Source organism: Microbacterium sp. CH1, from assembly GCF_001595495.1.
Classification (GTDB): Bacteria; Actinomycetota; Actinomycetes; order Actinomycetales; family Microbacteriaceae; genus Microbacterium.
In genome coordinates this window covers 15,492-40,364 of record NZ_LOSO01000015.1, presented here as the reverse complement: position 1 = coordinate 40,364, position 24,873 = coordinate 15,492, and the positions used below count along the sequence as shown (strand labels likewise).

At 70.7% G+C, this 24,873-nt stretch carries 24 protein-coding genes and 1 pseudogene; 7 read left to right on the top strand and 18 right to left on the bottom strand.

All coding sequences use genetic code 11. The features are described 5' to 3' along the window. The 11 genes and pseudogenes from AUV07_RS17790 to AUV07_RS08415 all read right to left on the bottom strand — a co-directional run. Nucleotides 1–928 (bottom strand): annotated as a pseudogene (locus tag AUV07_RS17790) (RDD family protein); the annotation flags it as partial. Next, complete coding sequence (locus AUV07_RS08465; protein ID WP_062635416.1) at nucleotides 925–2,289, bottom strand: hypothetical protein; 1,365 nt, start codon at nucleotides 2,287–2,289, stop codon at nucleotides 925–927. The pseudogene AUV07_RS17790 and the gene AUV07_RS08465, both read right to left, overlap by 4 nt. Before the next feature lie 93 nt (nucleotides 2,290–2,382). Beyond that, the gene (locus AUV07_RS08460) at nucleotides 2,383–3,192 is read right to left on the bottom strand and encodes a hypothetical protein (RefSeq protein ID WP_231868225.1); all 810 of its coding nucleotides are present in this window, start codon (nucleotides 3,190–3,192) and stop codon (nucleotides 2,383–2,385) included. 38 nt (nucleotides 3,193–3,230) lie between these two features. Next, entirely contained in the window at nucleotides 3,231–3,518 is a 288-nt protein-coding gene (locus tag AUV07_RS08455) for a WXG100 family type VII secretion target (RefSeq protein ID WP_062635412.1), read from the bottom strand. Nucleotides 3,519–3,834: 316 nt separating this feature from the next. Further along, nucleotides 3,835–4,944 carry a hypothetical protein gene (locus AUV07_RS08445; RefSeq protein ID WP_045264294.1) on the bottom strand — a complete coding sequence of 370 codons (1,110 nt, stop codon included), beginning with the start codon at nucleotides 4,942–4,944 and terminating at the stop codon, nucleotides 3,835–3,837. Between the two features lie 54 nt (nucleotides 4,945–4,998). Next, nucleotides 4,999–6,207 carry a hypothetical protein gene (locus tag AUV07_RS08440; protein WP_062635408.1) on the bottom strand — a complete coding sequence of 403 codons (1,209 nt, stop codon included), beginning with the start codon at nucleotides 6,205–6,207 and terminating at the stop codon, nucleotides 4,999–5,001. 173 nt (nucleotides 6,208–6,380) lie between these two features. Continuing rightward, nucleotides 6,381–7,742, bottom strand: coding sequence for a S8 family peptidase (locus AUV07_RS08435; protein ID WP_062635406.1), 1,362 nt, complete (start codon nucleotides 7,740–7,742; stop codon nucleotides 6,381–6,383). Further along, complete coding sequence (locus tag AUV07_RS08430) at nucleotides 7,742–8,131, bottom strand: hypothetical protein (RefSeq protein ID WP_062635404.1); 390 nt, start codon at nucleotides 8,129–8,131, stop codon at nucleotides 7,742–7,744. The genes AUV07_RS08435 and AUV07_RS08430 overlap by 1 nt, the downstream gene beginning before the upstream one ends. 124 nt (nucleotides 8,132–8,255) lie before the next feature. Then, entirely contained in the window at nucleotides 8,256–8,537 is a 282-nt protein-coding gene (locus AUV07_RS08425; protein WP_081811619.1) for a WXG100 family type VII secretion target, read from the bottom strand. A 41-nt stretch (nucleotides 8,538–8,578) separates the two neighbouring features. Further along, entirely contained in the window at nucleotides 8,579–8,893 is a 315-nt protein-coding gene (locus tag AUV07_RS08420) for a WXG100 family type VII secretion target (protein WP_062635402.1), read from the bottom strand. Nucleotides 8,894–9,084: 191 nt separating this feature from the next. After that, nucleotides 9,085–9,819 (bottom strand): hypothetical protein, encoded by a 735-nt coding sequence (locus AUV07_RS08415; protein ID WP_062635399.1) that lies wholly within the window; start codon nucleotides 9,817–9,819, stop codon nucleotides 9,085–9,087. 157 nt (nucleotides 9,820–9,976) lie between these two features. Between AUV07_RS08415 and eccD the strand changes: the two genes are divergently transcribed. From eccD to AUV07_RS08380, 7 genes are all read left to right on the top strand, one after another. Next, the gene (gene eccD / locus AUV07_RS08410; protein ID WP_062635397.1) at nucleotides 9,977–11,311 is read left to right on the top strand and encodes a type VII secretion integral membrane protein EccD; all 1,335 of its coding nucleotides are present in this window, start codon (nucleotides 9,977–9,979) and stop codon (nucleotides 11,309–11,311) included. A gap of 3 nt (nucleotides 11,312–11,314) precedes the next feature. Further along, nucleotides 11,315–12,670 (top strand): type VII secretion protein EccB, encoded by a 1,356-nt coding sequence (eccB, locus tag AUV07_RS08405; RefSeq protein WP_062635395.1) that lies wholly within the window; start codon nucleotides 11,315–11,317, stop codon nucleotides 12,668–12,670. Continuing rightward, nucleotides 12,670–13,980, top strand: coding sequence for a S8 family serine peptidase (locus tag AUV07_RS08400; protein WP_062635393.1), 1,311 nt, complete (start codon nucleotides 12,670–12,672; stop codon nucleotides 13,978–13,980). Before eccB ends, AUV07_RS08400 begins: the two co-directional genes overlap by 1 nt. 82 nt (nucleotides 13,981–14,062) lie before the next feature. Further along, nucleotides 14,063–14,788 (top strand): hypothetical protein, encoded by a 726-nt coding sequence (locus tag AUV07_RS08395; RefSeq protein ID WP_062635391.1) that lies wholly within the window; start codon nucleotides 14,063–14,065, stop codon nucleotides 14,786–14,788. Between the two features lie 4 nt (nucleotides 14,789–14,792). Continuing rightward, nucleotides 14,793–15,116 carry a hypothetical protein gene (locus AUV07_RS08390; RefSeq protein WP_062635388.1) on the top strand — a complete coding sequence of 108 codons (324 nt, stop codon included), beginning with the start codon at nucleotides 14,793–14,795 and terminating at the stop codon, nucleotides 15,114–15,116. 49 nt (nucleotides 15,117–15,165) lie between these two features. Then, a complete protein-coding gene (locus tag AUV07_RS08385) occupies nucleotides 15,166–15,879 on the top strand; it encodes a hypothetical protein (protein ID WP_062635386.1) in 714 nt (237 codons plus the stop codon). 28 nt (nucleotides 15,880–15,907) lie between these two features. Next, a complete protein-coding gene (locus tag AUV07_RS08380) occupies nucleotides 15,908–16,360 on the top strand; it encodes a hypothetical protein (protein WP_146008210.1) in 453 nt (150 codons plus the stop codon). A 6-nt stretch (nucleotides 16,361–16,366) separates the two neighbouring features. Here AUV07_RS08380 and AUV07_RS08375 read toward each other — a convergent pair whose 3' ends face one another. The 7 genes from AUV07_RS08375 to AUV07_RS08345 form a co-directional block, all read right to left on the bottom strand. After that, nucleotides 16,367–16,828: a hypothetical protein gene (locus tag AUV07_RS08375; RefSeq protein WP_062635382.1), complete on the bottom strand. Its 462-nt coding sequence runs from the start codon at nucleotides 16,826–16,828 to the stop codon at nucleotides 16,367–16,369. A gap of 62 nt (nucleotides 16,829–16,890) precedes the next feature. Further along, nucleotides 16,891–17,565: a hypothetical protein gene (locus tag AUV07_RS08370; protein WP_062635380.1), complete on the bottom strand. Its 675-nt coding sequence runs from the start codon at nucleotides 17,563–17,565 to the stop codon at nucleotides 16,891–16,893. Next, nucleotides 17,562–18,389 carry a PP2C family protein-serine/threonine phosphatase gene (locus AUV07_RS08365; protein ID WP_062635379.1) on the bottom strand — a complete coding sequence of 276 codons (828 nt, stop codon included), beginning with the start codon at nucleotides 18,387–18,389 and terminating at the stop codon, nucleotides 17,562–17,564. The genes AUV07_RS08370 and AUV07_RS08365 overlap by 4 nt, the downstream gene beginning before the upstream one ends. Then, nucleotides 18,386–19,981 (bottom strand): DUF5684 domain-containing protein, encoded by a 1,596-nt coding sequence (locus tag AUV07_RS18110; RefSeq protein ID WP_062635377.1) that lies wholly within the window; start codon nucleotides 19,979–19,981, stop codon nucleotides 18,386–18,388. Before AUV07_RS18110 ends, AUV07_RS08365 begins: the two co-directional genes overlap by 4 nt. Continuing rightward, nucleotides 19,978–22,518 carry a transglutaminase-like domain-containing protein gene (locus tag AUV07_RS08355; RefSeq protein WP_062635368.1) on the bottom strand — a complete coding sequence of 847 codons (2,541 nt, stop codon included), beginning with the start codon at nucleotides 22,516–22,518 and terminating at the stop codon, nucleotides 19,978–19,980. The genes AUV07_RS18110 and AUV07_RS08355 overlap by 4 nt, the downstream gene beginning before the upstream one ends. Next, nucleotides 22,515–23,885, bottom strand: a complete 1,371-nt coding sequence (locus tag AUV07_RS08350; RefSeq protein WP_062635366.1) for a DUF58 domain-containing protein — start codon at nucleotides 23,883–23,885, stop codon at nucleotides 22,515–22,517. Before AUV07_RS08350 ends, AUV07_RS08355 begins: the two co-directional genes overlap by 4 nt. Then, a complete protein-coding gene (locus tag AUV07_RS08345; RefSeq protein WP_062635364.1) occupies nucleotides 23,882–24,871 on the bottom strand; it encodes an AAA family ATPase in 990 nt (329 codons plus the stop codon). Before AUV07_RS08345 ends, AUV07_RS08350 begins: the two co-directional genes overlap by 4 nt. Nucleotides 24,872–24,873 lie beyond the last annotated feature (2 nt).

The following is a 24,873-nucleotide window of genomic DNA, read 5'->3' as shown; positions in this document are numbered from 1 at the left end:
CGGGGAGGGCGAGCTGCACCCGCTGACCGGTGTCGAAGATGAGCAGCAGCGCCCCGGTCTCGGGGGCAGGGGCCTCGGCACTCGTCTGCGGGGCCGGGGCGGGGGCGACGGTGAAGAGCGGCCGATCCGATCCGGGGGCCGCCGGTTCCGGGGTCTCGGTGCGGCGGGAGGCGGCGCGGGCGTCGGTGGGCTGGGAGTCCTCGTCCACGACGGACGGCGACGCCACCAACGGCACGACCTGCGGCGGAGCGAGCGGAGCGGCCTCCACCGCGGCGGGAGCCGGCGGAGCCTCGACGGCCGCCTTGGCGGGCACGGCGACCACGACGGTGCCGGCGACGCGGTCGGCCCAGGACTGCCGTCTGCCGCCGCGATCCCAGGCGCTGGAGGCGACGACGACCCAGCTGCCGACAGCCACGAGGAAGCCGGCGCCGGTGATGATGCCGCGGACGAACTGGCGCCCGATCCCCGGCGACCACGGCCGGTCGGCGCGCGCGCTGCGCAGGCGCAGCACGGCGTTGCCGAGGGTGAGGCCGGTGCGCGCTTCCAGCACCCAGAGGAACAGGGCGAGCTCGAAGACGGTGAGGCCGGCGAGCAGCACGCTCTGCGTCAGCACGAGGACGACGGCGGAAGCGAGGAACACGGCGGCCGCGTCGAGCGTGAAGGCCGCGATCCGCTGGATGGTGCCCGCCGGGGCTCCGCGGAAGGCGGGGCCGAGTCCCTCGGCAGGCCGCGGGACGGTACGTCGCGACGAGGCGATCGGCGTGGGCGGCGCGGGCGTCTGGCGGAGCGGCGTGCCGTCGACGCCCGGGGGCGCCGCGATCAGGGCGGGCGGCAGCGCGGGGATCTCCCCCGGACGGTCTCCGCCGGGCGCCATCGGCGGGATCGGACCCCCGCTCGGCCAGGACTGTGATGGGCCGTTCCCGCTCATCCGGCCATCATTCCACGAACCAGGGAGAGCGCATTCGCGTACAGCAGCGCCGACGGCAGGGCGAGCGCGACGGCGAGCCATTCGAACGCGTCTCCGACCCGCGACCACACCAGCGACTTCGCGCCCTTGGACACCGGGATGACGACGGCGACCGCCGCCAACCCGACGAGGAACAGCAGGGCCGCTCCCAGCAGATGGAAGCCGCTCCCGAGGGCCGCCGCGACCTGGATGCCGGCGACGAGGCAGACCACGGCGGCTGCGGCGCGGGGGAACCACCGGAGGAGGCGCGAGGTGGTGTGCCGCGGCGTGAGCAGCAGGGCGAGCGCGAGGCAGCAGAGCAGGGCGATCCCGCCGGAGACCACGAACGCATCGTCGGGCCAGGGCCGCAGGAACGCGACCGGAGCCATCACCGCGGCCACGATGCTCAGCACGGCGGTGCCCGCGATGAGCCGCGCGGAGGAATCGTCGACGACCGCGGTGATGCGCTCCGGACGCAGCAGCCCGACCGAGTCGGGAATGGCTCCGCGCACGGTCCACCGGCTGGTCATGAAGTGCTTGTAGTCGATGAAGTAGCCCTCGGGCAGGTTGACGAGGCTGCTCGGGAGGGCACGCAGGCCCAGCGGCACGAGGCCGAGCGAGAGGGCGGCGGCCTCCGCCTCTCCCCACCGCAGCAGCAGGGCGAGGCCCCAGACGGCCGCGAGGCCCACGAGCAGCACCGTCGCCGTCCCGGCCGCGGCGCGCATCGGCCGGGCCCTGGCCGTGACGGCGATGATCGCGGTGGTGATGCCGGCCGCGAGGAACCCGGTCGCGGTCGATAGGTGCGACGCGTCCTCCAGCCCGGCCGGGATGAGGAGAGCGCCGGCCGCGAACGACAGCAGCACGGGCGCGAGCACCCCGAGGATGCCGCGCACTCCCGCCGCGGAGTCGCGTCGCGCCCACGCGACGGCGCCGCCGACCGCACCCGCGGCGACGAGGAGGGCGACGAGCAGCCGGATCAGTGGATCGACGGCTCCCTGGGCGAAGACCGCGACGAGCAGCATCCCGCTCACGGCCAGCAGCCACCACCGTGCGCCGTGGTCGGCGCGCGTCGGGCCCGTCGTCTTCTCCACTGGGCGCGCCTGCGGAGCCAGAGCCGTGCGGTCGATGAGCGCGTAGAGGCCGCCGTCGACCAGGTCTTCGCACTCGGTGTCGCCGGGGATCTCGTAGCCCCCGGGGCCGATCGTGACGAATCGGTCCGCGTCGGGGATCCCGCTCAGGGTGAGCGCGTCCTCCAGCGTCTCGTCGAGCGGCAGGGAGAGGTCGATGCGGCGGTCTTCGCTCTGGAGGACGATCCGACGCCGCTCTACGATCTCGACTGACACACCTGCACCCTATCCACTGCGCACGACTCTCGCCCCGGGGCACCGCCGCAAGCGGTCCCGGGTTTCACGATGCCCCCGGTCGCACCTACCACGCTATTCACACTCGATCAGTGCGCTGAGCGTGCCGGTTCCTGGCTGCGCCGCATCGGGCGAAAGCGTTCCCCCGGCCTGGCCCTCCCAGAACTGCACATCACCGCGGATTCCCTTCAGCCAGTATGAGCCGTTGCTTTCAGCCACGACATCTGCGCCATCCGCGCGGAACTCAGTCGTCCCTGCGTCGTCGGACACGGTCATTCGCACCCGCCCGGAGTCGTCGAAGGAGAGGGTGCCAGGGTACGGTTCGACGCCAGTCGCGATGACGCCGTCCGCGCACGACACAGCGGTCGGCACGAAGACCGAGGTATGGACGACGCCGCCGGCCGCGAACCGCACGCTCACGCCCTCCGCGGGCGGCGTTCCGGAGGCTCCCTGGTCGGGAGTCGGCAGAACGACCGATCCCTCGCAGGCAACCGTTCCCGACAATCTCGCGGGGTATCGTTCGGCGTCATCAGCTGTGACGTTCATATCGTCACCAGGCGCCCATCCCTCGACGAGGGAAACTTCGCCGTCGGACTCCCCGATGCTGAGCACGGTACCCGACGCGCTCAGGTCGAGATCCGTGCCTTCGAAGAGCACCAGTCCCTCATCGCTTCCGGCGCCGACCGATCCCCGGCGGTCACTGTCGAGCCGGATCGAGAAGCGTCCCTGCGGATCGTTCGAGATCGCGAGTCCGTGCGCACTCCCCGCGTCACAGGTGACCTGATCAGGGGTGAGAGTCAGAGTGCGCTCCTCGCCGCCCGCCTCATACGTGACGATGAGTTCCGTCGCAGCGCTGGAAGCGCACGCAGTGAGCGTCAGCGCCACAGACACCAGAGCCAACGTGAGCGCCGTCGCCCGCCGCATCACCGGTGCCACGCGCCAGCTCGGCGGCGATCGAACTCGTCCACCCGTTCGACCGCCTGACCCGCGAGGCGGCTCGCCTCACGTCCGATGAGTCGCAGCCGTTCCACCGATGCGGTCCAGTCGCGCACTGCGACGGACATCGCTTCGCGTGCCTCACCGTCCCACCGCGATTCGAGCACGGCGGTCTCTTCCTGGAGCGCCTGGAGGAGACGAGCGATCTCGTCGATCCCCCCGACGACGCCCGCGAGCGCGCCCCTGGCCATCGAGGTCTTCAGCCCGATCGTCACTGGTTCTCCTCGTTCATCTCCAACAACGCCCGCAACCCCTGCGGCATCACCGCAGGAGGAGCGGGAAGCACTCCGGCGGAGAGCAGCGTCGAAAGCGGAGCACGTCCGTCCAGTATGCCGTCCAGAACAGCGCGGAGGTGCGGGTCATCGCTGGCGGCACGCACTTCGCGCATCTGCTTCGTCAGTTGGAGAAGCACCGGTGCGCTGGCAGCGACCGTTGGGAGCGCGAACGGTGCCCGCTCCCCTCCCACACGCCCTGCAAACGCCGCGATCGGGTCGAGTGGCTCCGCGCCGTCGTCTGCTGCACCGTCAACCCTCATGAGGTCTGCTCCATCGTCGGCACGGGCATCGTCGCGGCGAAGTTCGAGAGATCGCCGGACAGATTGCCGAGGGCTTCGAGAATCGAGTACAGGTCCGAGATGTCCTGCAGGATGTCATTGACGTCCGCGAGCTTCTTGAAAGCCCACAGCAGCGAGACACCGGCGGTGCCGTAGCCGATGAGTCCGCCGCCGCCGCTCCAGACGGTGCCGGTGCCGAAAGCCGCACCGGCAGCCGCGACGAGAATCGCGTCGTAGAGCCCATAGATCGCGCCGGCGATCTGCTCAGCGGATTGGATCACGCCGGTGCAGTAGTCGGAGAAGACCGTACCCGCGTCAGCGAGGGCGTGCTGCGCATCGGAGAGCGCGTTCAGCAGGTCAGCGAGATAGGCCTGTGCACTGTTGGACGCGTAACCCTGCCATTGGATGCCGGCGTATGCCGCGGCGCTGGACAGGTGCCCCCGCATGTCGTCCACGAGTGACGCCAGACCGTTGATCGTGTCGACGAACTGCCGGATATCGCCCCAGCGGCCGCCGTAGGTCTCCAACACGCGTTGCGGCAGTGTCCGCGCACCCAACCACCCCAGCACCGTGTCGATCCATTCGCTCGGGCTGAGAAGATCCCCCGGGACGAGATTGGTGCTGAGTTGGTTCAGCTCGTCATGGGTGCCGAGGTCACAGAAGAAGGCGGCTCCCCCTGTCGGCGGCCCCCATACGGGCAGTGAGTCGTCAGTACGGTCGTAGCTGGGGGCGATCTCCGGCCGCCCCGACGGCGACTGAATGTTGTCGTTGTAGACGTCAGGATCGGTCGCGTCGATGAGCGCGGCCTGCTCGGTGTCGATGCCCTCGCCCTCGTCGGCCACAGCGATGAGCTCGGTGGCTACACCGTCCAGCACCTGCTCGAGGTGATCGAACCAGTCGATCAACGATGACCGGATCTCGATCGCGGCACCGGCAACACGCGTGTATGCGTCGAAACTCCCGTCGTCCGTGATCGTTCGGTCTTCCAACCACGCCCTCGCGCTGGCTGCCTGGTCCGCGTACTGCGTGAACGCTCCCGCCTGTTCACGCAGCCCGGCCGCGTTCAGCCAGAAATCCGTGTCGCTCATGACGCCCCCTCCGTCCTTCGCCGTCCCCCCGAACAGACCCTGCTGATCTCTCTGTCAGTTGGCAGGCTCGTCGCGGGACCCGGCGCGAGCACCCTTGGCGCGGGGGCCAGCTTCCTCGTCGTCCTCCAGCTTCGGCGCGATAGGACCACCGAGGCCCGAACGCTTCGCCCTCTCCTCCTCGTCGGCGCCACCGGCGCCGCCCATCATGCCCATGCCGGGTCGGCCACCGGCCCCTGCCGCGCCGGAAGACCCGGTGCCCGCGGCACCCGCCCCGCCGACGCCGCCAGTACCGGCCATACCGCCAGGGCCGCCCGCACCACCGACGCCGCCAACACCACCGACGGCGGAGTTACCGAGCAGACCGCCACCGGCCTTGAGCCCGGCACCGGCACCCGGGCCCAGGCCCGCACCGCCGAGTCCGCCCATGCTGCCGAAGCCGGCGATCTTCGAGCTCGCTGCGATCGCCGCCGCGCCGGCGCCACCGCCCACGATGCCACCGAGGCCCCCGCCACCGCCGGGGAAGACGCCGCCCGGGAGGGCGCCGCCGGGAAGCGAGCCGGAGCCCGAGCCGCCGGGACCACCGGGAAGACCGCCACCGGGCCCGCCCGGAAGCAGGCCACCGCCGGGAGAGTCGATCGAGGGGTCGTCGCCGCCCTCACCGGGAGGGGTCGGCTCCCAACCGCCACCGGGGGGAGTGGGCTCCCAACCACCACCGGGAGGGGTCGGCTCCCAACCACCCGGGTTCAGGCCGCCGATCTGTCCACCGCCGGGGGAGGCGGGCGGACTCACGCTTCCAGCGTGACCTCCGCCACCCGGGATGGAGCCACCGGGAGAGCTTCCACCTCCGGGATAGGTGATGTGCGGAGCGGTGACATCCGTGCCCGGGTCCACCGGCTTCGGTGGCGGTGTGGGAACCGCGACCCGTGGATCGAAGTTCGCCAGTGTCGCCGACGCGGCCGTGAGGGACTTCGCAGACGGCGCGAGGCCTGCCTCGATCCGTTGCACGATGCGCTTCGCCTCTTCCTCGCGCTTGTTGCCGAGGAAGCTACCGATGACGTCCAGCGCCTTGTCCGCAGCGAGCGGGCCAAGGACGGGGTGCACGACGACGGAACCGACCTTGGCGGCATTCGCCCAGAACGGGTCAACATGGGTAGACGGGAGCTCCGCCGCCGCCGCGTTGCGGCGGTAGGCATTCGCGTTCTCGATGGCATCGGTGAGCTGTCCGACATAGGTCTCGAGAATGCGGAAATTCTCCTGCAGCATCCCCAGCGAGTCTCGTGCGGCGTCGAAGGAACTGCCTTTCCAAGCCGAAGACTCCAACACCTTGCCCAGTGCACCGACGAGGGATGTGAGCGCCGTCTGCAGTGAAGTGGCCTTCGGGATACGCCAGTCCTCGAGTCCGCGAATGCGATTGAGCTCGGTTTCGTACGGTCCAGTCATCGGTCTCCCCCTTGTTGCGTCTTCTGTCGTCGTGATGAGCTGGTCAGCACCACGGCGAGGACCACCCCGCCGATGACGAGGATGGCGAGCACCGCTCCGCCGCCAATCAGCAGCGGCGCGAGATCTGTGCCGGCGGTACCCGAGTCAGATCCCGCCTCGCTCGTCGGCTCCGGAGAAGCGCTCGCGGCGAGCAGTGCGGCTTCCTCGTCTACGTTTGCCTGCTCGGGAACCGCGTTCTCATCGTCGGCGTCCCAGAGCGGGTTCACATCCGGGTACTTCGTCGGATCGACAGCCAGCATGCCGGAGAGCGAAATCGCCCCATATCCGACGCTGTTGTTCCACTCCGGTTCGTGCTCGCCCTTCGTCCCGGTGTTGTGGATCATGCTCTGAATGAGCTGATTGGACGTCGCCTCCGGATACTTCTGCTTCACGACCGCCAGGAAGCCCGCCGCGACCGGCGTCGCCAATGACGTCCCCGAACGCAGCTGCTGCGCGTCCCACGAGTCCGCCGTGCCCTGCGCGATGATCTCCAGCCCCGGAGACGCCACCTTCACGTCCTCACTCAGATTCGGCGAGGGCTCGGCGAGCACCGGATCGTACGTCGAGTACTGGATCTTGCCGTCAGGACCGAACGCCTGCACGGCGACGACACCGTTGTAGCTCGAAGGCCAGTCACCGACCCCGCCCACGTTCGGCAGCGAACCCAACACCACGACTCCGGCCGCATGAGCCTTCGCCACCGAATCCGCGGCGTCGACCAGCCCGCCCAGCGAAACCGAGATGATATCCGCACCGTCGTCCACCGCAGCCGAGATCGCCTTTGCCAGGCCAGAGGGGCGGCGCATTCCCTCATCGCTCAGATCGTCGTTGATCAGCTCGCCGTTCTCCTGGAGACAGGTGGACTCGACATCGTTCCCCTCCGGCGTACTGGTGGTGATCATCGAGTTGTAATAGAGCACCGTCGCACCCGGCGCCACACCCTTGATCGGGGTACCGCCGACCGCCTCTCCCGTGCCCAGGATCATCGAGGCGACATTCGTGCCGTGATTCGCCGCGACGTAATCCGAGGAGATCGCGTCATACCGCTTTCCCGACTCGTCGAAACAGAACGATTCCTCCCGCACCTGGAGATCAGCGCCGCGCAGGCCCGGCGCATCCGGATTCACCTGGGTGTCGATCACGGCGATCGTCACTCCGGAACCGTCGAGGCCGGCGTCCTGTGCGGCCTGCACCTTGCCCCGGTTGAAATACCACAACCCGCCCTCGGACGCATCCGCTGCGGCCGCCGGCACAGCGACCGCGATACTCATCGCGACTACGCCGATCAGCGAAGCGATCAGCTGTCGTCCGCGCTTCATCAGTAGTCCGCGTCCTTCGGCTCGTCCGTCGATGTCTCGGACGACTGCGCCGCTGCGGGGGTCGCGTGAGGCGGAGCCTGCTCCACGGCGGAATCCAACAAGGAGAGGATGAGTTTCGCTTCGTCGGCGATCGCTGCATCCTGTTCTGCGATATCCAAGACCGCGAGACGCATGGCTTCATTGGCGTCGTTCAGCGCGACGATCGAGTTCTGTGTCGCCTCGCCCATGCCGTCAGCGACACGCTTGACGGCGTAGCGAAAATCCGCGGTCGCTTCTGACACGCCACCTTCCGAGACGGCGACCTCGGATGCAGCAGGAAGCTGCTGCATGTCCCGCTGAATGCGCTTGATCTCAGCGAGTATCTGATCAAGGTCGATTCCGATGGTCATCGACGCCCCCTCTTCTTTCCTCCGGCGATCCCGTCACGCCTGCTGTACCGTCCGGTGGCTCACCGAAAAGCACAGCAGACGGCGCGGGCCCGACGCATCGCTGCGCCAGACCCGCGCCCCGGGTTCACGCGCCGAAGCGCCCCGCAGCCGACTTGTCGGTCTGCACGTACTGACCCGAGATCTCCTCGGTCTTCCCGGCGATCTGCGTGAGCAGCTGCTGCATCTCGCTCAGCGAGCGGTTCCACTTGGCCTGCGCCTGGTCGTAGGCCTGCTGCGCGGCACCATCCCACGCCGCACGCAGCTTGCTGACCTCGGACTCGAGGCGGTCCAGCTCGGAACGAATACCCTGCGACCCGCTGCGGATCTGCGCCGCGAGAGCGTTGACCTGCTCCGGGCGAACGGACATCGACTGCATCATGTTCTCCTTGAAATCTCTGCGGACTGCGCTCAGGCGCCCATCATCGAGCCGAGGCCCGCGATGGTCTGCTGGTGGGATTCTTCGGTCGCGGCCTGGTCGCGCTCGGTGCCGGCGAGGGCATCCTCGAGCGTCACGAGGACCTCGTTGAGCTGACGAGCCTGCTCGTCCCACCGCGACATCAGCGTGGTGAACGATGCGGCGGCCGCACCCGTCCAGAACCCGCGCAGCTGCTCGATCTCACCGCGGACCTTCTTGGTCTGCTGATCGATCCCGGTCTTCGTCTCCCGCACGGCCTGGGCTCCGCGACGCAGAGCCCCCTCTTCTGCGGAGATGACATCAGTCATTTCTCACTCCCTCCGGTCCCCATGAGGACACACGCGGGGGAGCGCCTTCCCGATACGGGACGACTTCGGAACAACCCCCGACAATCTGTTTCCGCACATAGGCTAAGGCAGGTCGGTGCCCATTTCCAACGGCCTGGACAGATCCGTATGGAAATTTCTCCATGCGATCGATAAATCTGCGCCGTTACCACTCAGAACCCGTATTCACTGACGAAGTCCGCGAACCCTTCGCCGGCGGAATCGCCACCGACGAAGGTCGGGACCTCGAGAAGGAACGTGTCGCTGAATCCGTCGCTGCCCGGAACCACGACGTCGATGGGGTAGCTACCTCCGAACGCCAGCACGCGCGGTGTCCCTCCTGTGGCGGACGCATCCTGCACGGCCGCGACGATCGCGGCAGTCACGTCCACGCCGTTGATGCGGTACTCCGTGCCGTCGGGCAGCCGTTCCGCACCCGACATGTCCACCCCGACCGTCTCGGAAGACAGATGGACGATACGGTGCTCGGGGACCGTGCCCTCCTTCGGGATGCGGACGAGTTGCATGGTCTCGTCCCTGGTGTCGTCTCCGACCTGATACCGCACCTGTACCTGCGCGCCGTCCGCGACCGTCTCCGCCTGGGTGGCCTCGACGAGTTCAGGCCTCGAATCGACAGACGAATACACCTCGTCGGCGAGCAGCAGCGCCTCATCGGCGTCGATGTCGACGTCGAGGTCGGTCATCAACACTGCCGATCGCGCATCTCCGTCCTCGAGGAGTTCGAAGAAGTTCTCGACCGTGGCTTCCGCCTGCAGGTCGTCGATGCTTGTCGCGATCGGCTGGACCGGCGAAGCCGGAGCGCATGCGCTCAACGCGAGCGCGATGCCCAGCACTCCCGCCGCCCAGACGGACAGCCACCCCGCCCCGCGTGCAAGCCCATCGTGCATGATCCCCTCCGTTTCCCCTTCGCCGCGCGAAACCGTCGCCCCTGCCCGCGCGTGCGCAACAGATAGTATCTGGCCTGTCAACTAGAGTGAGTCCGGGCCGGACCCCCGCAACGCCTGCGGCGGGAGAGCATCACACACGTGGGGGGACACCACCGATATGAGCCAGAGCGGCACCGTGGCAGGAACCGTGCTGCGGATCTCCGTGGTCAGCGACGACCGCAGGCTCGACGTGGGGGTGCCGTCGCAGGTCCCTCTCGTCGAGATCATCCCCGGCTTCGCCCGCAGTCTCGGCGTGCTGGACCCGACCCTCACGCACGGCGGCTACGCGCTGCAGCGGTCGGACGGCACACCCCTGGACCCCGCTCGCGGCGCTGCGGCCCAGGGCGTGCACGACGGCGAGCTGCTGACCCTGGTGCGCGGCGGGCTCATGCGCGAGCCGCGCATCTACGACGACGTCGTGGAAGCCGTGATCGACGCGACGGCCGAGCAGCACAACTCCTGGACCCCCGCGGACAGCTCCCGGACCGCCCTCTTCGTCAGCCTCACCTTCCTCGCCCTCTGCGCCGTGCTCCTCATCGCGACGCCGCCGACGTCTCTGCTCCCGGCGATCATCGCGGGATCGGGCGCGGTCGTGCTCAGCGTCGCCGCTGCGGTGCTGATGCGGCTGCGGCAGCCCGAGGCCGGTCATGCGCTCGGCCTCACCGCCGCGGCGTACGGCGGGCTCGCGGGCTACCTCGCGGTCCCCGCGCAGAGCATCTGGGGCTGGCCGCTCGCCGCTCTCGGGCTCGGACTCGTCGTCGTCGGAGGCCTCAGCCTGGCCGTCACCCAGGACAAGCCCGAGATCCACCTCGTGCCCATCGCCCTCGGCGCCTCGATCGGGATCACGGCCACGGCGGCCGCGGTCTTCGGCGACCCGCTCGCCTCGTACGCGCTGATGCTCGCGACCACGGCGCTGCTCGCGAACGGCATCCCCTGGCTGGCTCTGAGCTCCACCCGCATCCGGGTGATCTCGCCGCAGAGCGACGCCGACATGTTCTCCGCGCCGCAGCCCATCGACGCCGAGGAGGTGAAGCGTCGCGCCGCCGCCGGCACCCGCACGCTCATCGCGCTCCGTGCCGCGCTCGGCCTCGCCGCCCTCATCGCGACCCCGCTCGTCGCCGCCAGCGGCGTCACGGGTGCCGTGCTGTGCGTGCTCGCCTTCGTCGGCATGATGTTCCAGTCGCGGCAGATGCACGCCCGTCTCGGGGTGCTCGTGCTGATGGCGATCGGGGCGATCGGCCTCGCCGCGACCGGTGTGACCGTCGCCCTCGCCCTCCCCGACGTGCGCACGTGGATGCTGCTCATCCTCGTGGTCGCCACCGTGGTGCTCATCGGACTCACGCTGCTCACGCCGAAGGCCCGCCTCCGCCTCACGCGGCTCGGCGACACGGTCGAGGTCGTCGCGCTCGCCCTCCTGCTCCCGCTCGGGGTCATCACGGCGGGGCTCGTCTGACCGATGGCGACCAAGAAGGACCTGATCGAGGCCCAGGGCTTCAGCCGACGACGGCTCCTCTCCGCCTTCACCGGCGGCGCCCCCGGCGGCAAGGAGCTCGAACCGGCCAAGCCGCTGCGCGCCGTCATCGCGGGCATCGCCCTCACCGTCGGCGTGATCCTCGTCGGCGTGTTCTGGGGCATCATGCAGCCGGGACTCCCCGGAGACTGGCAGAACAACCGCCTCATCGTCGCCACCGACACGGGCGCCCGCTACGTCTCGGTCGAGGGGACGCTGTACCCCGTCATCAACACCGCCAGCGCCCGCCTGCTCATCCCCGCCGGCGAGTTCAAGGTCGTGCGCACGGATCAGGCCGCCCTCGACGGCATCCCGGTCGGCGGTTCGATCGGCATCCTCGGCGCCCCTGACGATCTGCCCACCCCGAGCGCCCTCATCAACACGGCATGGACGGCGTGCGTCGACGACTCCGCCGGGACCGCCGTCTCACTGTCGGGGAAGCCGATCGCCGCACCGTCGACGGGCACCGGCGCGGTCGTGCAACGCGGCGACGAGCTCTTCGTGATCGCCGACGGCCTCCGCTACGCCGTTCCCGCCGACGACGCGAACGCGGTGCTGCGCGCGGTCGGTCTCGGCACCAGCGACGTGATCGAGGTCGACGGCCGCTGGCTCAACCTCTTCGAGAGCGGCGTCGATTTGGAGCCGATCCGGCTGAACGCCGTCGGCGCTCGGGTGCCGGGGACCGACCTGACGGCGGGCACGATCGTGCACGTGCAGGGCAGCCCCGCGGACGAGCGCTACGTCGCGCTCGCAACCGGAGAGCTCGCGCGCCTCAGCCCGCTCGCGTACCAGCTCTATCTGCTCGGCAGCGCGCAAGAGGCCGGCGCGGACGAGGAAGAGGTGTCGCCGGCGGAGGTGGCCGACGTTCCCACCGTGCCGAACGCCGGTGGCGACGACTGGCCCACGCTTCCGCTGACACCGCTCGCCTCCGGCGAGACCCCGTGCGCCGTCCTGGGCGACGACGCCCGCACCGTCCTCGGGTCCACGAGCACCGAGCTGCCGGAGGATCGCGACCGTGTCGCCGTCACCGTCGGCGGTGGCGCCCTCGTGCAGACGAGCGGCCCGTCGGAGGAGGCGGTGGGCATGGCCGTGCTCGTCGACGAGTCCGGCACCGCCTACGCCATTCCGGGCGCCGTTCTGGATGAGTCCGCCGAAGACGCGGCGAGCGGCCCGCTCGCCCAGCTCGGCTACGCTCCGGGCGACGTCGGGCGGGTGCCGAGCGCGTGGATCGACTTCTTCGCCGCCGGGCCGGCCCTGACCACCGAGGCCGCGAGAGAGTCGCCCGGCTCCGGGGACGAGTGATGCGCCGCCGCGCCGCTCTCGCCACCCTCGTGGTGGGTGCTGCCGTGTGGGGGACGCCGGCCGCCGCGGTGGCCGCGCCGACCGCTCCCACGACGATCGTGTCGATGGCGACCGGCGCCTGTGAGCCCGGCACCGTCGTGCTCGCTCCCGAGGCGCCGTCGGCGCTCGCAGCCCTCGGGGCGGAGGATGCGAACCGCCTCGCCACCGGGAGAGGCGTCGTCGTGGCGGTCGTCGACTCCGGGATCGACGCCGGCAACCCGCACCTCGCCGGTGTCGTCGTCGGCGGCGTGAACCTCGTCGGCGACGGGGAGCGCGGCGACGGCCTGAGCGATCTGACCGGGCACGGCACGGCCATCGCCGGGCAGATCGCGGCGCAGCCCGTCTCCGGGTCCGGCGTGGTCGGCCTCGCACCCGACGCGCGCCTGCTGTCCGTGCGCGCGTTCCGCAGCGACTCGGCGCAGGACGTCGACAAGGGGTGGGGCCCGAGCGCCCAGCGCCTCGCCGACGGCATCAACTGGGCGGCGGACAACGGCGCGGACATCATCAACGTCTCGTCGTCACAGGCGATGGACTCCCCCGAGCTGCGGGGCGCGGTGGAGCACGCGGCTGCCGTCGGAGCGCTCGTCGTCGCCAGCGGCGGCAACAGGATCTCCGACCCCGAGGCGGAGGACGGAGCCCGGTATCCCGCCGCCTACGAACAGGCGCTCGGCGTGAGCGCGGCCGACGCGACGGGGCTCGCGACCGACAGCTCGATCCACGGTCCGCAGGTCGGGGTCACGGCCCCCGGCGCGAACGTGCTCACCGCGGCGACCGGCGGCGGCGACTGCCTGTTCGCCTCCGACGCCCCGGCATCGAGCTTCGCGACCGGCTACGTGAGCGCGGCGGCGGCCCTGGTCGCCGAGGCGCACCCGGAGGATCCGCCCGCGGGGTGGGCGTACCGGCTCACGGCGACCGCACTTCGCGCGGATGCCGACAACCGCGATGACGTGAACGGCTGGGGCTTCATCCGGCCCTCCGCCGCTATTCAGCTCCTCCCCGACCCCACCACCCGCGGACCCGTCAGCCCCTTCTTCGACACGGCCGAGAGCGCCGTGCGGCCCCCGGCGGTGAGCGTCGAGCCCGACCACGGCGTGCCGCCGTTCGTCCTCACCCGCGAGGTGGCGTTGATCGCCGCGATCGCCGGCGCGAGCCTGCTCGGAGTCCTCGGCATCCTCATCGTCCTCCGGCGACGCCGGGAGACCCCCGCCGACGCGGCGGTCGAGGTCGACCGACAGGGCGGCCTCCTCGACCGCCCCGAGCCCGGGGACTGAATCTCTCGTGACTGAGCCGGCCGCGGCGCGCGTCGGTCGTGTACGGTAAGAGCACACTGAAGATGGTGACCCGGGGGGGACGTTGACGCACGACAACGAAGCGATCTACGAGCTGTACGAGCAGCTGGCGCAGAAGACTGCGCAAATGCGCGCAGCCACCGAGAGCCTGGGCCCGGATCCGGTAGAGGACGCGACCGGTCAAGTATCCGTCCTCGTAGACGACACTTCGATCGACATCTCGATCGGAAGTTTCTGGCGCGCATCCGTCCGGCCGGAGGCTTTGTCTGGCGTAATCATGGAGACGGTGAACAACGCCTTCATTGCCCGCCTCACGGCGTGGGGCGAGAGCTTCACCCAGGACGCCGCGGCAGTGCCTTCATCGCCCGTACCCTCGCCGCTCCCAAGCGCGCATGAGATCTCGGAACTCGTGGCAGCCGCTGACGGCGACACCTTTCATAGGAACGTCAACCGGTTCGTCGACACGTTCTCATCCCAGCTGAGCGCGACTCTCGCCGCGCTGACGGAGCGCGCCAATCAGGTGCATCACGGTAAGGACGCTCACAACCATGCCACCGTCACCTTGGACAGCAGTGGAACGCTGATCGGCCTGGAACTCGACGTCTCGTGGCTTCACACTGCCGACGGGGGCGCGGTCACCGACACGATCCGGGCAGCGATGGCCGACGCCCGGCAGTCAGTGGCGGCCGCAACGCCGTCTGCGCCTTTCGAGGGAACGCCGCTTTCCGAGTACGCCGAGGGTATGGCCGATCCCGTCGAACTCATCCGGATGCTGACGAGAGGAGGCTGAGCTCATGCTCTCAGCCGAAGAGATCAAGGTTGCGGCGGAAGCCCTTGGCAGCGATGCTGCGGTGTGGGACGACATCTCATCTCGCCTCGCCGACGCCTCCGCCGCCACGAACTCGATGCACTCGTCCGACGCAGCCTTCTGCTGGAAGGGTGATGAGCTCTACGCGCAGTACAGCGAGATCATCACCGCCGTCGCGTCCTACTTGTCCGCCGGCTCCGCATCCGCGGCCGACGGTGCCCAGGTGCTGCGGGAGGTCCGCGATCTCTTCATCGCCCGCGAAGACGAGAGTGTCAGCACCATCAACGGCATGTGGGAAGTGCAGTCGTGAGCGATCATCAGCGGGTCATCGCCAATCCCTTCACGGACCGGAGGTATCTATGTCCATCCCTGTAAGCGGCTCGGGCGCGCCCGACTGGGCTCAGCTGGTCGATGACATCGAACGCCGCATCGAGGAGGCACGCACCAAGGTCAACGACCTCCTGTCGGATGTGTGGGACTGGCTTCAATGGGCCGCGGACCGGCTTCGCGACGCCTGGAACTGGCTCATGGAACGGCTGGGGGAGTTCTGGGAGGTCATCTCGGACCCGTATCGTCGCCCCGGCTATCGCGAGCAGATCCGAGCGCTCGCTGGCACATGGCGGTCCGATCTCGCCACGCCGCTTTCGAATGCGAAAGACCAGATCGACCCCTCTGTCCTCCGAACTGATGAGGAGTGGAGCGGAAAGGGTGCTGATCGGTACGAGCAGACGACGGCCGCCCAGCGCACGACGCTTTCCGATTTCGAGTCGGGCATAGCCAACCCTGTTGCCGGCGGCCTGGAGAAGCTCGCGGGCGGCCTGGACACATTTACGACGCTCATGTGGACCACCCTCGGCACTTTGGTGGCGGGAATCATCTCCGGCATCGCCGCGCTGGCCACCCTCATCGCGGCGCCCGCGGGAATCGTCGCCATGGTGGGCGCGCTCGCCGCTGCACTCATTCAGATCGCGAGCGCGAATGTGCAGCTCGACAACGCCATCGACTCCGCGAAGAGCCAGCTCGCTGGTGTCGCCGACAGGGCCACCGGGTGGCCGAAGTTCACGACAAGTTGATGCAGGGGATCGTTCTGAGAGCGCTGCGATGAGCGCGGCTCACAGAGTGCGGAAAGCCGCGCGTATCCGCGGCATCGTCGCGATCCTTCTCGGCGCCGTGAGCATGGTCGGGATGCTGGCGACCCTGGAGATGTGGAAGCAGACCGTGGCTCCCGGGATGCTGTCCCTGCCGAGCAACATCGTCCTCGCGATCGGCTTCGCCGTGGCCGCCGTACGATCGTTCGGCCTCGCTCGACGCGGCGGGCAGACGGAGCGCAGCGCAGCCACAGATCGGCTCATCGCTCTCGCCGGTCTGCTCGTCGTCTTCGCCATGGTGTTCTCGGCGCTGACCGCCGCGGGTGCCGAGGGATGGCTCGGACTCGTCCTCTACGCCGTCCTGCTCTCGGCCGCACTCGAGACACTGCTCCTGCTCAATTGGAAAGCACGTCCCCTCGAGGGAGACCTCGTTTCGCAACGCCCGCTCGGAGAACGCCGGCGCTGAGTCGGATCATCGCCCGGCGGCTGCCGCCTGTCGCGCCCGGACGACCGCCCCCACAAGCACCGCACCGGTGACCATGACGCCTCCCGCCAACGGCAGCAGGAGCAACCCGACGGCCGCGCTCTGCGGGTTTTGAACGACCTGACCGTAGACGAACGCCCCCATGCTGCCCAGCACACCGACGAAGAGCGCCGCCGCGACGAGCCAGAGCAGCGGGGTCATCGCGGTGAGCCTCGTCGACGGCTCCCGGACGAACCGGAAGGCGAAGCCGGCGAAGAGGAACGACACCGCTGCGACGATCAGAGCCACGAGACCCCCGAAGAGGAATTCCGGGTCGGTCGACACCGCGACGAGCGCAGGAATCGCGACGATCGCCGTCAGAGCACCGAGCACAACGGCGAACACGCCGGCGACACGCGGCCTGCGCGACGTGCTGCTCGTCGCCGTCGACTGCTTCGCATCTCGATCCATTCGTCTGTCCCCCCTCTTTGGACTTCCCCCACCCTAGCGAGGACCGCAGGGCGCCGGCCTCCTCAGCCGAAGACGACGAAGCCGAGCGCGACGAGACCGACGACCGACACGACGCTCGCGCCGACGGTCGCAGCAAGGGTGATGATGCTCCACCGCTGCGCCTGCTTGGCGACGGACGGCAGCCCGGGCTCCACCACGCGCGTGGGAGCGGCCGCCCCGACAACGACGGGCGGAGCGACGGGAGTGCGCGGTGCCGGCCGGGGCTTGTAGATCGCAGGAGCCGGTGCGCCGTCCGGGGCGGCGAAGGAATCGACGCGGAACCGCGGCGCGGCAGCCGGGGGTGCGGTGCCGTCTCCCTCTGCGGAGGCACCCTTCTTCCGCCGCAGGCGTCGAGCAGCACGCGCGACCGCCACGGTGGCGTCCTCGGGGGCGTCGGCCGCCGGAGGCCCGGAGCGATCGACGACCACGGTCGCGTCATCGATGGCCTCGCCCACGGCGTCCTCGGACCCGGCATCGAGCGGCTCATCGGCGACGGCACCTTCGGGCGCATCCTCCGCGGCATCGTCGGTCCGGTCGGGAGCCGGAGCCGTCGTCGCGCGAGCAACCACGATGGTGGCCTCGTCGACGGCGGACGATGTGTCATCGGCCGCCGGGGGCACCGGGTCCGCGGCCGCTCCGGCACGCCGGCGATCCCGCCGCGTCAGGATGACGGTCTCCTCGGCCTCGTCGCCGCTCATCGCGCTCGCACCGGGACCGTTGTGCCCTCGAGCATCGAGTCGGTGAGCGCGGACACCGCGGCCCGTCCGCCCGTCGCCTCGTCGGGACGCGTGCGTGCGCCGCCGGAGACGACATCGATCACCAGGACCGAGATGTTGTCTCGTCCTCCGCCCTGCAGCGCGCGGCGGACGAGGGCCGCCGCCGCGGTCTCCGGGCGGCCGTTCATGGTCAGCGTCGCGCGGATGGCTTCGTCGCTCACCTCGCCGGTGAGTCCGTCGGAGCACAGCAGGAGCCGCTCGCCGTCGACGACGGGGAGCAGCCAGCTGTCCGCCGTGCTGTCCGGAGCCCCGACCGCACGGGTGATGACGTTGCGGCGCGAGAACGAGGCCAGGTCTTCGGGGCGGAGCTCCCCGGCGTCGACGAGCTCCTGTCCGAGGGAGTGGTCGATGGTGAGCTGCGCCAACTCGGTGCCGTGGTGCCGGTAGACCCGGGAGTCCCCCACGTTGAAGACGAGCCAGTGCGGCGCCCCCTCGTGCTCCACGAGGGCCACGCCCGTCACGGTGCTGCCTGCGCCGCGGGTGTGCGCGGCGGCGATGTCCTCGACCGCGGCCGCGGCACGGCTGAGCGCGTCGCTGATGTCACCGACATCGACCGCCCGCCCTCGCAACGGCTCGAAGGCGGCGACGACGGCCGCGCTGGCGCGATCACCCGCGTCGTGCCCGCCCATGCCGTCGGCGACCAGGAAGACCGGACGCGCGTCGAGTACCGCGTCCTCGTTGGCCGTCCGCGTGAGCCCGGTGTCGGTCAGCGCGGCGGCCCGGAGGACGACGGACTCCACGGTCACGAATCGCGCTCCGCGACGACGTGCATGCCCACTTCGCCCAGGATGAACCGGCCGGTGCCGACCACGCTCTCCCCGGCGTCCAGGAGCGTCTCCGAGCCGTCGTCGGCGACGACCACGACGCCGTTGGTGGCGTGCAGGTCGGTCAGACGCCACTCGTCCTCCTGCACCACCAGACGGGCGTGGGTCTTCGACAGCGTACGCGTGGTGTCGGGGATGGCCAGCCGCTGCTCGCCCGGCTCCCCCGTGGGGTTGCGGCCGATCACGACACTCGCGCCGGACAGCGAGAACCGACGACCGTCGTCCAGCACGAGGACGCGCCGCACCCCGCGCTTGCGGGCGACCACCACGGTGGCGTCGAGGTCGTCGTCGGTCGGACGCGGCGTCACCACGGTCTTGTCGACATCGGGCACGAGCCCGCCCGGGGCGGCTGCGGCGGCCGGTGTCGCGGCGGCGGGTGCCGGGGTGCTCTGCTCCCCCGCGGGTGCCGCAGCCGTCACCGACGGAACGGGGCGGATCGTAGGCATCTGCGGAGCATCGGACGGAGCGCCGTCGCGGAACGAAGGCGGCACGGGCCGGACGACGCGGTTCGCCTCCGGCGCGGGCGCGGCTGCAGCGGGCTCCTCGTCCGGCAAAGGGTCCGCGGGAGCGGGAGCCGGACCGGGTTGCGACGCGGCCGGCGGCACGTCGCCCATCGCGGCCATGATGCCGGTGGTCGGCTGCGCGGGAGCGGACGGCGTCGGCTGTGCGGTCGGGGGCGGTGGTGTCGGAGCGGCCGCGGGCGGAAGCACAGGCGCCGCTGGCGGAACCGGAGCAGCCGTCGGGACGGGGGCAGCAGGCGGAATCGAGGCAGCCGGCGGAACGGAAGCAGCCGCGGGAGACGGCGCGGGCGGCGCCGGCGGCGCGAACGACGGAGACGGCGTCGAGGGCGACGGAGCGGGCGGAGCGAACGACGGCGGAGCGAACGACCTCGGTGCCGCGGGCTCACCCTGCGGCACACCCGCGGTCGGCGTGGCTGCCGGTGGCGGGGTGGGGGTCGCTGCGCCCGCGGGCGGCGCAGCATAGTCCGGGAAGATGAGGGACGGCGTCTCCGACGATCCGGTCCCGGCAGGAGCGAGAGAGGGGATCGTGTATCCCGAGGCGTCCCGCGCGGGGGCCGCGGGCGGCGGTGCGCTGCGCCGCGGTCCCGGCTGGAGCGCCGCGAGTCGGTCCCCCTCGGGATAGGGGGCCGGGCCCCACGCGAGGACGGTCGCCCACACCGGCGGCAGGAGGATGGCGAGCACGGTCATTCCCGCGCTCCGCCCGAAGCGGCGGTTGATGCGGTGGGTCGCGACGACTTTGAGGTACAGCCCGTAGAGCTGCACGATCGGGATGAAGTAGAACACCACCGACCAGGCGGGCACTCCCCCGCGCGCGAGGATCTCGGCCTCGTTGAGGACGGGGACCCAGCCCTTCCAGCCTTCCCCGTCGATGCGGGGGAACAGGCGCGAGAGCGCGAACGCATACCAGACGTAGACGGCGAGGCCGACGAGCAGGCCGAGTCCGCCGATGATGGCGAGCATCGCTGCCAGGCCGGAGTCCGCGGGCGCGGTCATGAGTTCCCCTTCTTCCGGTCATCCAGTGAACCGGTCCATCCGAGCGTACCGAGCATGGGTCGTGCACCGAAGCCGCGCAGGCGCAGCGACCGCGTCCTGGCGACGAACGAGGTCGGCCGGATGCGGGCGCGCAGGCGCTGCCACCGTGTCCCCGTCGTCGCGAGTTCTGCCCGCTCTGCCTCCACGATGGTCCACGCGGCCGCCGCGTCCTCGGGCGTCGGCGGATGCTCGGCGAACACGGCGCGGTCCACGAGAGCCGCCAGCCGCTGCGCGGCCGCACGACCACTCGACTGTGCGCGCTGGGTTCGGGTACCGGTCCGGACCATGGGCACGTCGTGGTCGGCGTAGACGTCGGCGAGCTCCTCCCAGGCGCCCGCCAGACGGACTTCCGGATCTGCTGCGGTGCGGCGCGCGTATGCCCGCCTGCTCTTCGCGGTCAGGAGCACGAGGAAGGGCAGGGCGAGCAGCAGAAGGGCGAGGAGGCCGAGACCGACCCCCTTCAGGATCGGCAGCAGGACGGCGAGGACCTCCGACGCCGGCTCCTCGAGCGGAGGCGCGTCGTTGTTCGCGTCGCTCTGTGCCTGCGGCGGGTCCAGCGCTTCGGACCGCGGCTGCTCGGGGACGGTGGGATGCTCCGGCAGCTGCTCGCCCTCGGTGAGGGTGCTCGGCAGCATCGCGTACTGCGGCGTGGTGTCGACGGGGATCCACTCTCCGCCCGAGCTCCGCACCTCGACCCACGCGCTCATGTTCGCGCCGGTGCACACGTCGCCGCAGGCGGGGATCCCCGGGACCTCGTCCGCGCCGGCGAGGCGCGCGCCCATCACCACCCGGGACTCCAGGCCCCAATGCTGCGCGAGGAGCGCCGCAGCCACGGAGAACTGCTCGTCGTCGCCCACCGCCGACACGAGCATCTCCGGCTTCGCGTCGGCACCAGCCCGCCGCTCCTGCTCGCTCAGCGCGGTGAAGAGCTCCTCGATGCGGGCAGCGGAGTGTCCGGCATAGCTGGGTGCGAAGGCATACCCCTCGGACTGCTGCAGAGCGGCGATCCAGCCGGCGGCCGCTTCGTCTTCCAGCAGCGCGTGGCTGAGATAGCCGCGGGACCGCAGGCGATCGATCACCTCGAGGTAGCCGGCGCCGGTCCGCGGCTGCTCCTGCATCTCGGCCCACTCGACGAGTGCCGGGTACCGATCGGTGTCGAGGGTCGAGCGGCCACCCTGGAGAGCCGTGAGGTCACCCGGGTTCTCCGGCGCATCGATGAGCACGGCGTAGCGATCCCCGGGTATGAGCCCCTCCCCGCCGCCCGGGGCGTCGGCGACGGTGATCGCGGTGTCGCCGTCGGCGTTCACGTGGAAACCGTCGGCGAGCGCGTCCGCCCGCTCCCCGGAGAAGGCGGGTGCCTCCGCGAGGCCGGCCGGCGACGGGACCCAGATCCCGCGGTACCCCTCGCCGATCGTGATCTCCATCGTCACCCGGCCGGAGCCGGGGAGGGCAGAGCGGGGCAGGCGGCTGAAGCGGTCGTCGGCGTCGATGTGGAAGTCCTCGCCGTCGTAGGCGTCGAGGGTGACCAGACGGAGGCGATCCACGGCACCGGGATCGCCCTCCAGCTGCACGACCGGTGTGTCCAGCATGCCGCCGGCGAACCAGGATCGATACGAGCTGAGCGGGCTCGGCTGCTCCTGCACCACCACCATGGGCTCGATCTCGTCGCGGAGCACGGAGCGGTCCGACCAGCCGGCCGCCGCGGGAGCGATCGCGAAGCCCGCAGCCAGGGCGATCACGGCCAGGCCCGCGGAGAGGAGGTGCCGGCGCACGGTGAGCCAGGCGGGGGTCGCGCGGCGGGAGATGTTCGCCGCCGCCACGCTGCGCAGGGCGGCGGCACGCTGCAGCCGCGTGCGTCCGACGAGCCAGACGAGGGAGACCACGAAGACGGCGACGCCGATCAGCCATTCCCGGGGGGCGGGGAGCTCGACCCCGGCCACCGATACCGGAGAGGACGTGCCGCTCACACCGAACGCGATGCCGAAGACGCTCATGGCCACGACCACGGGGACGGCGGCCACCGCCCGTTTGCCGCCCCAGACGAAGAGGGTGGCGACGAACGAGCCGAACAGCATCACGACGAGGAAGGGGATGAGGACCGCCTGGTACTCGCCCAGCGGCGGGTTCAGCGTGAGCATCTGCTTCCAGCCGAGCACGACCCCGAGCACCGCATCCCGCACGCCGCCGAGGAATGCGGGAACGGAGGTGAGCGCGGAGGGGACGGCCAGCGGCACCGCGACCACCAGGTACACGCCGGCCGCGGCGAGCGCGGCGACCAGGGTCCCCCAGCGCAGGATGCGCGCGACCACCGCGACCGCCATGCCGAGGAGGCCGCCGACGATCCCGACCGCGAGCGCCCGGGGCGCTTCGTAGACCGGCCAGGCGGCCGCCGTGGCGAGGAGCACGCCGACCAGCACGTACCCCAGCGACCAGAGGGTCAGAGCCGAGGGCAGGAGGCCACGACGGGCCCGCCCGCGCTTCGGGCCGGCCGCGTTCATCGCAGGGCTCCGCGAGCGAGCATCTGCGGGAGGTCGCCGAGCGCGCCGAGGGTCATCACCGCGAGCTCCCTGGCCGTCCGCATCGTCGGCTGCGCGCCGAGCTCGCTGCGCACCGCTACCGCCTCCACGGCCGCCGGGAGCTTCACCGCCGCGTGGCGCAGACGCTCGAGCGGCAGGAGCGAGCCGGTCAGCAGGAAGCCGATCGAGAGGTCCGGATACGACTGCGCGGTGAGGGCCGCGACAGCCTCGAGCCGCATCACCCGTGCCGCCTGATCGATCGTGGAGGTCGCGTCGAGGAGCGCCTTGGGGGTGACCGTGGGCAGAGTGCGGATCGACAGCACCTCCGCACGGCCGTGTTCCGGGATCTCGTTGCTCACCGAGAAGAGCACGTCCCTGCCGTCCCGCACGCCCTGCAGCGCCAGGGACGCGGCCGCGCTGACGGTGGTCTCGAACTCGTCGTCGCTCGCGTAGGACTCGGGGTCGAGGTCGAGGATCACGGCGATGCGCGCGTGCCGGGACTCCTCGTACTGCCGCACCATGAGGGTGCCCGTCTTCGCCGTCGACTTCCAGTGGATGTGGCGCGGCGAGTCGCCGACGACGTACTCCCGCACGGCGTGGAAGGAGAGGTCGGCGTCCACGAGGGTGGTACTCGGCGTGCCCTCGAGGTCGCGGATCAGGCCCGCGCTGGTGCTGGGGAGCCGCACGGTCACCGGATGCACGTGGATGCGCTGCACGTCCGGCCAGCGCAGTTCTCGGCGGAGGATGCCGATCGGGTCGCCGCGGGTGATGGTCATGGGGCCGACATCGATGACGCCGCGGCGGTGCGCGGCGATCGTCAGCTCCTCGCGGTGGTGTGCGCCCGGTCGGAGCAGCGGCACGTGCGCCTCGACGAGGCCCTCCCCCACCGGCACGTCCACGACGCCGGGGAGCGAGAGGCGCTCGCCGTTGTTGCGGACGTCGAGCGTCGCACCGATCTCGGCACCCGCGACGACGCGGTCGCGGTCGAGCACGAGATCGATCCGGTAGTCGTGGGCACCGAGGATGAACGGCACACAGGCCACCAGCAGCACGAGCGCGATCGTGGCGACCGCCCAGGCCTCCACCCAGCCGAACAGCAGCCCGGCGAGCACGCCGAGCACCACCGCGACGGCGACGAGCATGCCCGCCGTGGTGACCGTCTCCCGGACCCAGCCGACCGTGGCTCTCGTCGCACGCCCCACGGAGCGGGCGACGCGACGCGCGCCGAAGACCGCGCCGCGCACGGGACCGCGGCGCGTGCGGTCGTAACGCGTGACGGTGGAGGTCCGCGTCGACGTGCTCGTGCCGGCGGTCGTCCGCGTCAGGCGGGATTCGGTGCTGAAGGTCACGCAGTGCCGTTCTCGCGCGGAGGCTCGACGTCGAGGAGGATCTGTCCGATCACGGCCACGGCCGTCACCCCGTCGAACTCGGCCTCCGGTTCGAGCACGAGACGGTGCGCGAGGGCGACGACGGCGAGTTCGCGCACGTCGTCGGGCGTCACGAACGTGCGTCCGTTCTTCGCCGCCCACGTCATCACCAGGCGCGACAGGGCCAGGGCCCCGCGCACACTGGCACCGAGACGGACCTCGGACGCGCGCCGCGTGGCATCGACGATGCGCATGATGTAGTCCGACACCAGCGGGTTCACGTAGACCCCCCGCGACATCTCGGCCATCGTCAGGATCGTGTCGGTGTCGACGATGCCGTCGAGCACCGTCTTCGGCCGGCCGGCGCCCTGCAGGATGCGCATCGTCGCCGCCTCGTCGGGGTAGCCGATCGAGGTCTTGATCATGAAGCGGTCGAGCTGCGCCTCCGGCAGCCGGTAGGTGCCGCCCTGCTCGATGGGGTTCTGCGTCGCCATCACGAGGAACGGGGAGCCGACGGACCGGGTGACGCCGTCGACCGTGACCGTCCCCTCCTCCATGACCTCGAGCAGCGCGGACTGGGTCTTCGGGCTCGCCCGGTTGATCTCGTCGGCGAGCACGATGTTCGCGAAGACGGGCCCCGCGTGGAACTCGAACGTGCCCTCCTTCTGGTCGTAGACCGTGATGCCGGTCACGTCGCCCGGAAGGAGGTCCGGGGTGAACTGGATGCGGCTGCTGGTCCCGTTGACCGTCTGGGCGACGGCGCGGGCGAGCGCCGTCTTGCCGGTTCCCGGATAGTCCTCCAGGAGGACGTGGCCGCCGCTGACGGCGGTGGCGAGCACGAGTTCGACCACGTGGCGCTTGCCGAGGATCGCCTGCTCGATGTTGCCGGTGAGGATCGAGAACGTCTCGGCGAACCAGGAGGCCTGCTCGGGAGCGAGGGTGACGGGGGCTGCTGCGGTGGCTGGCATAG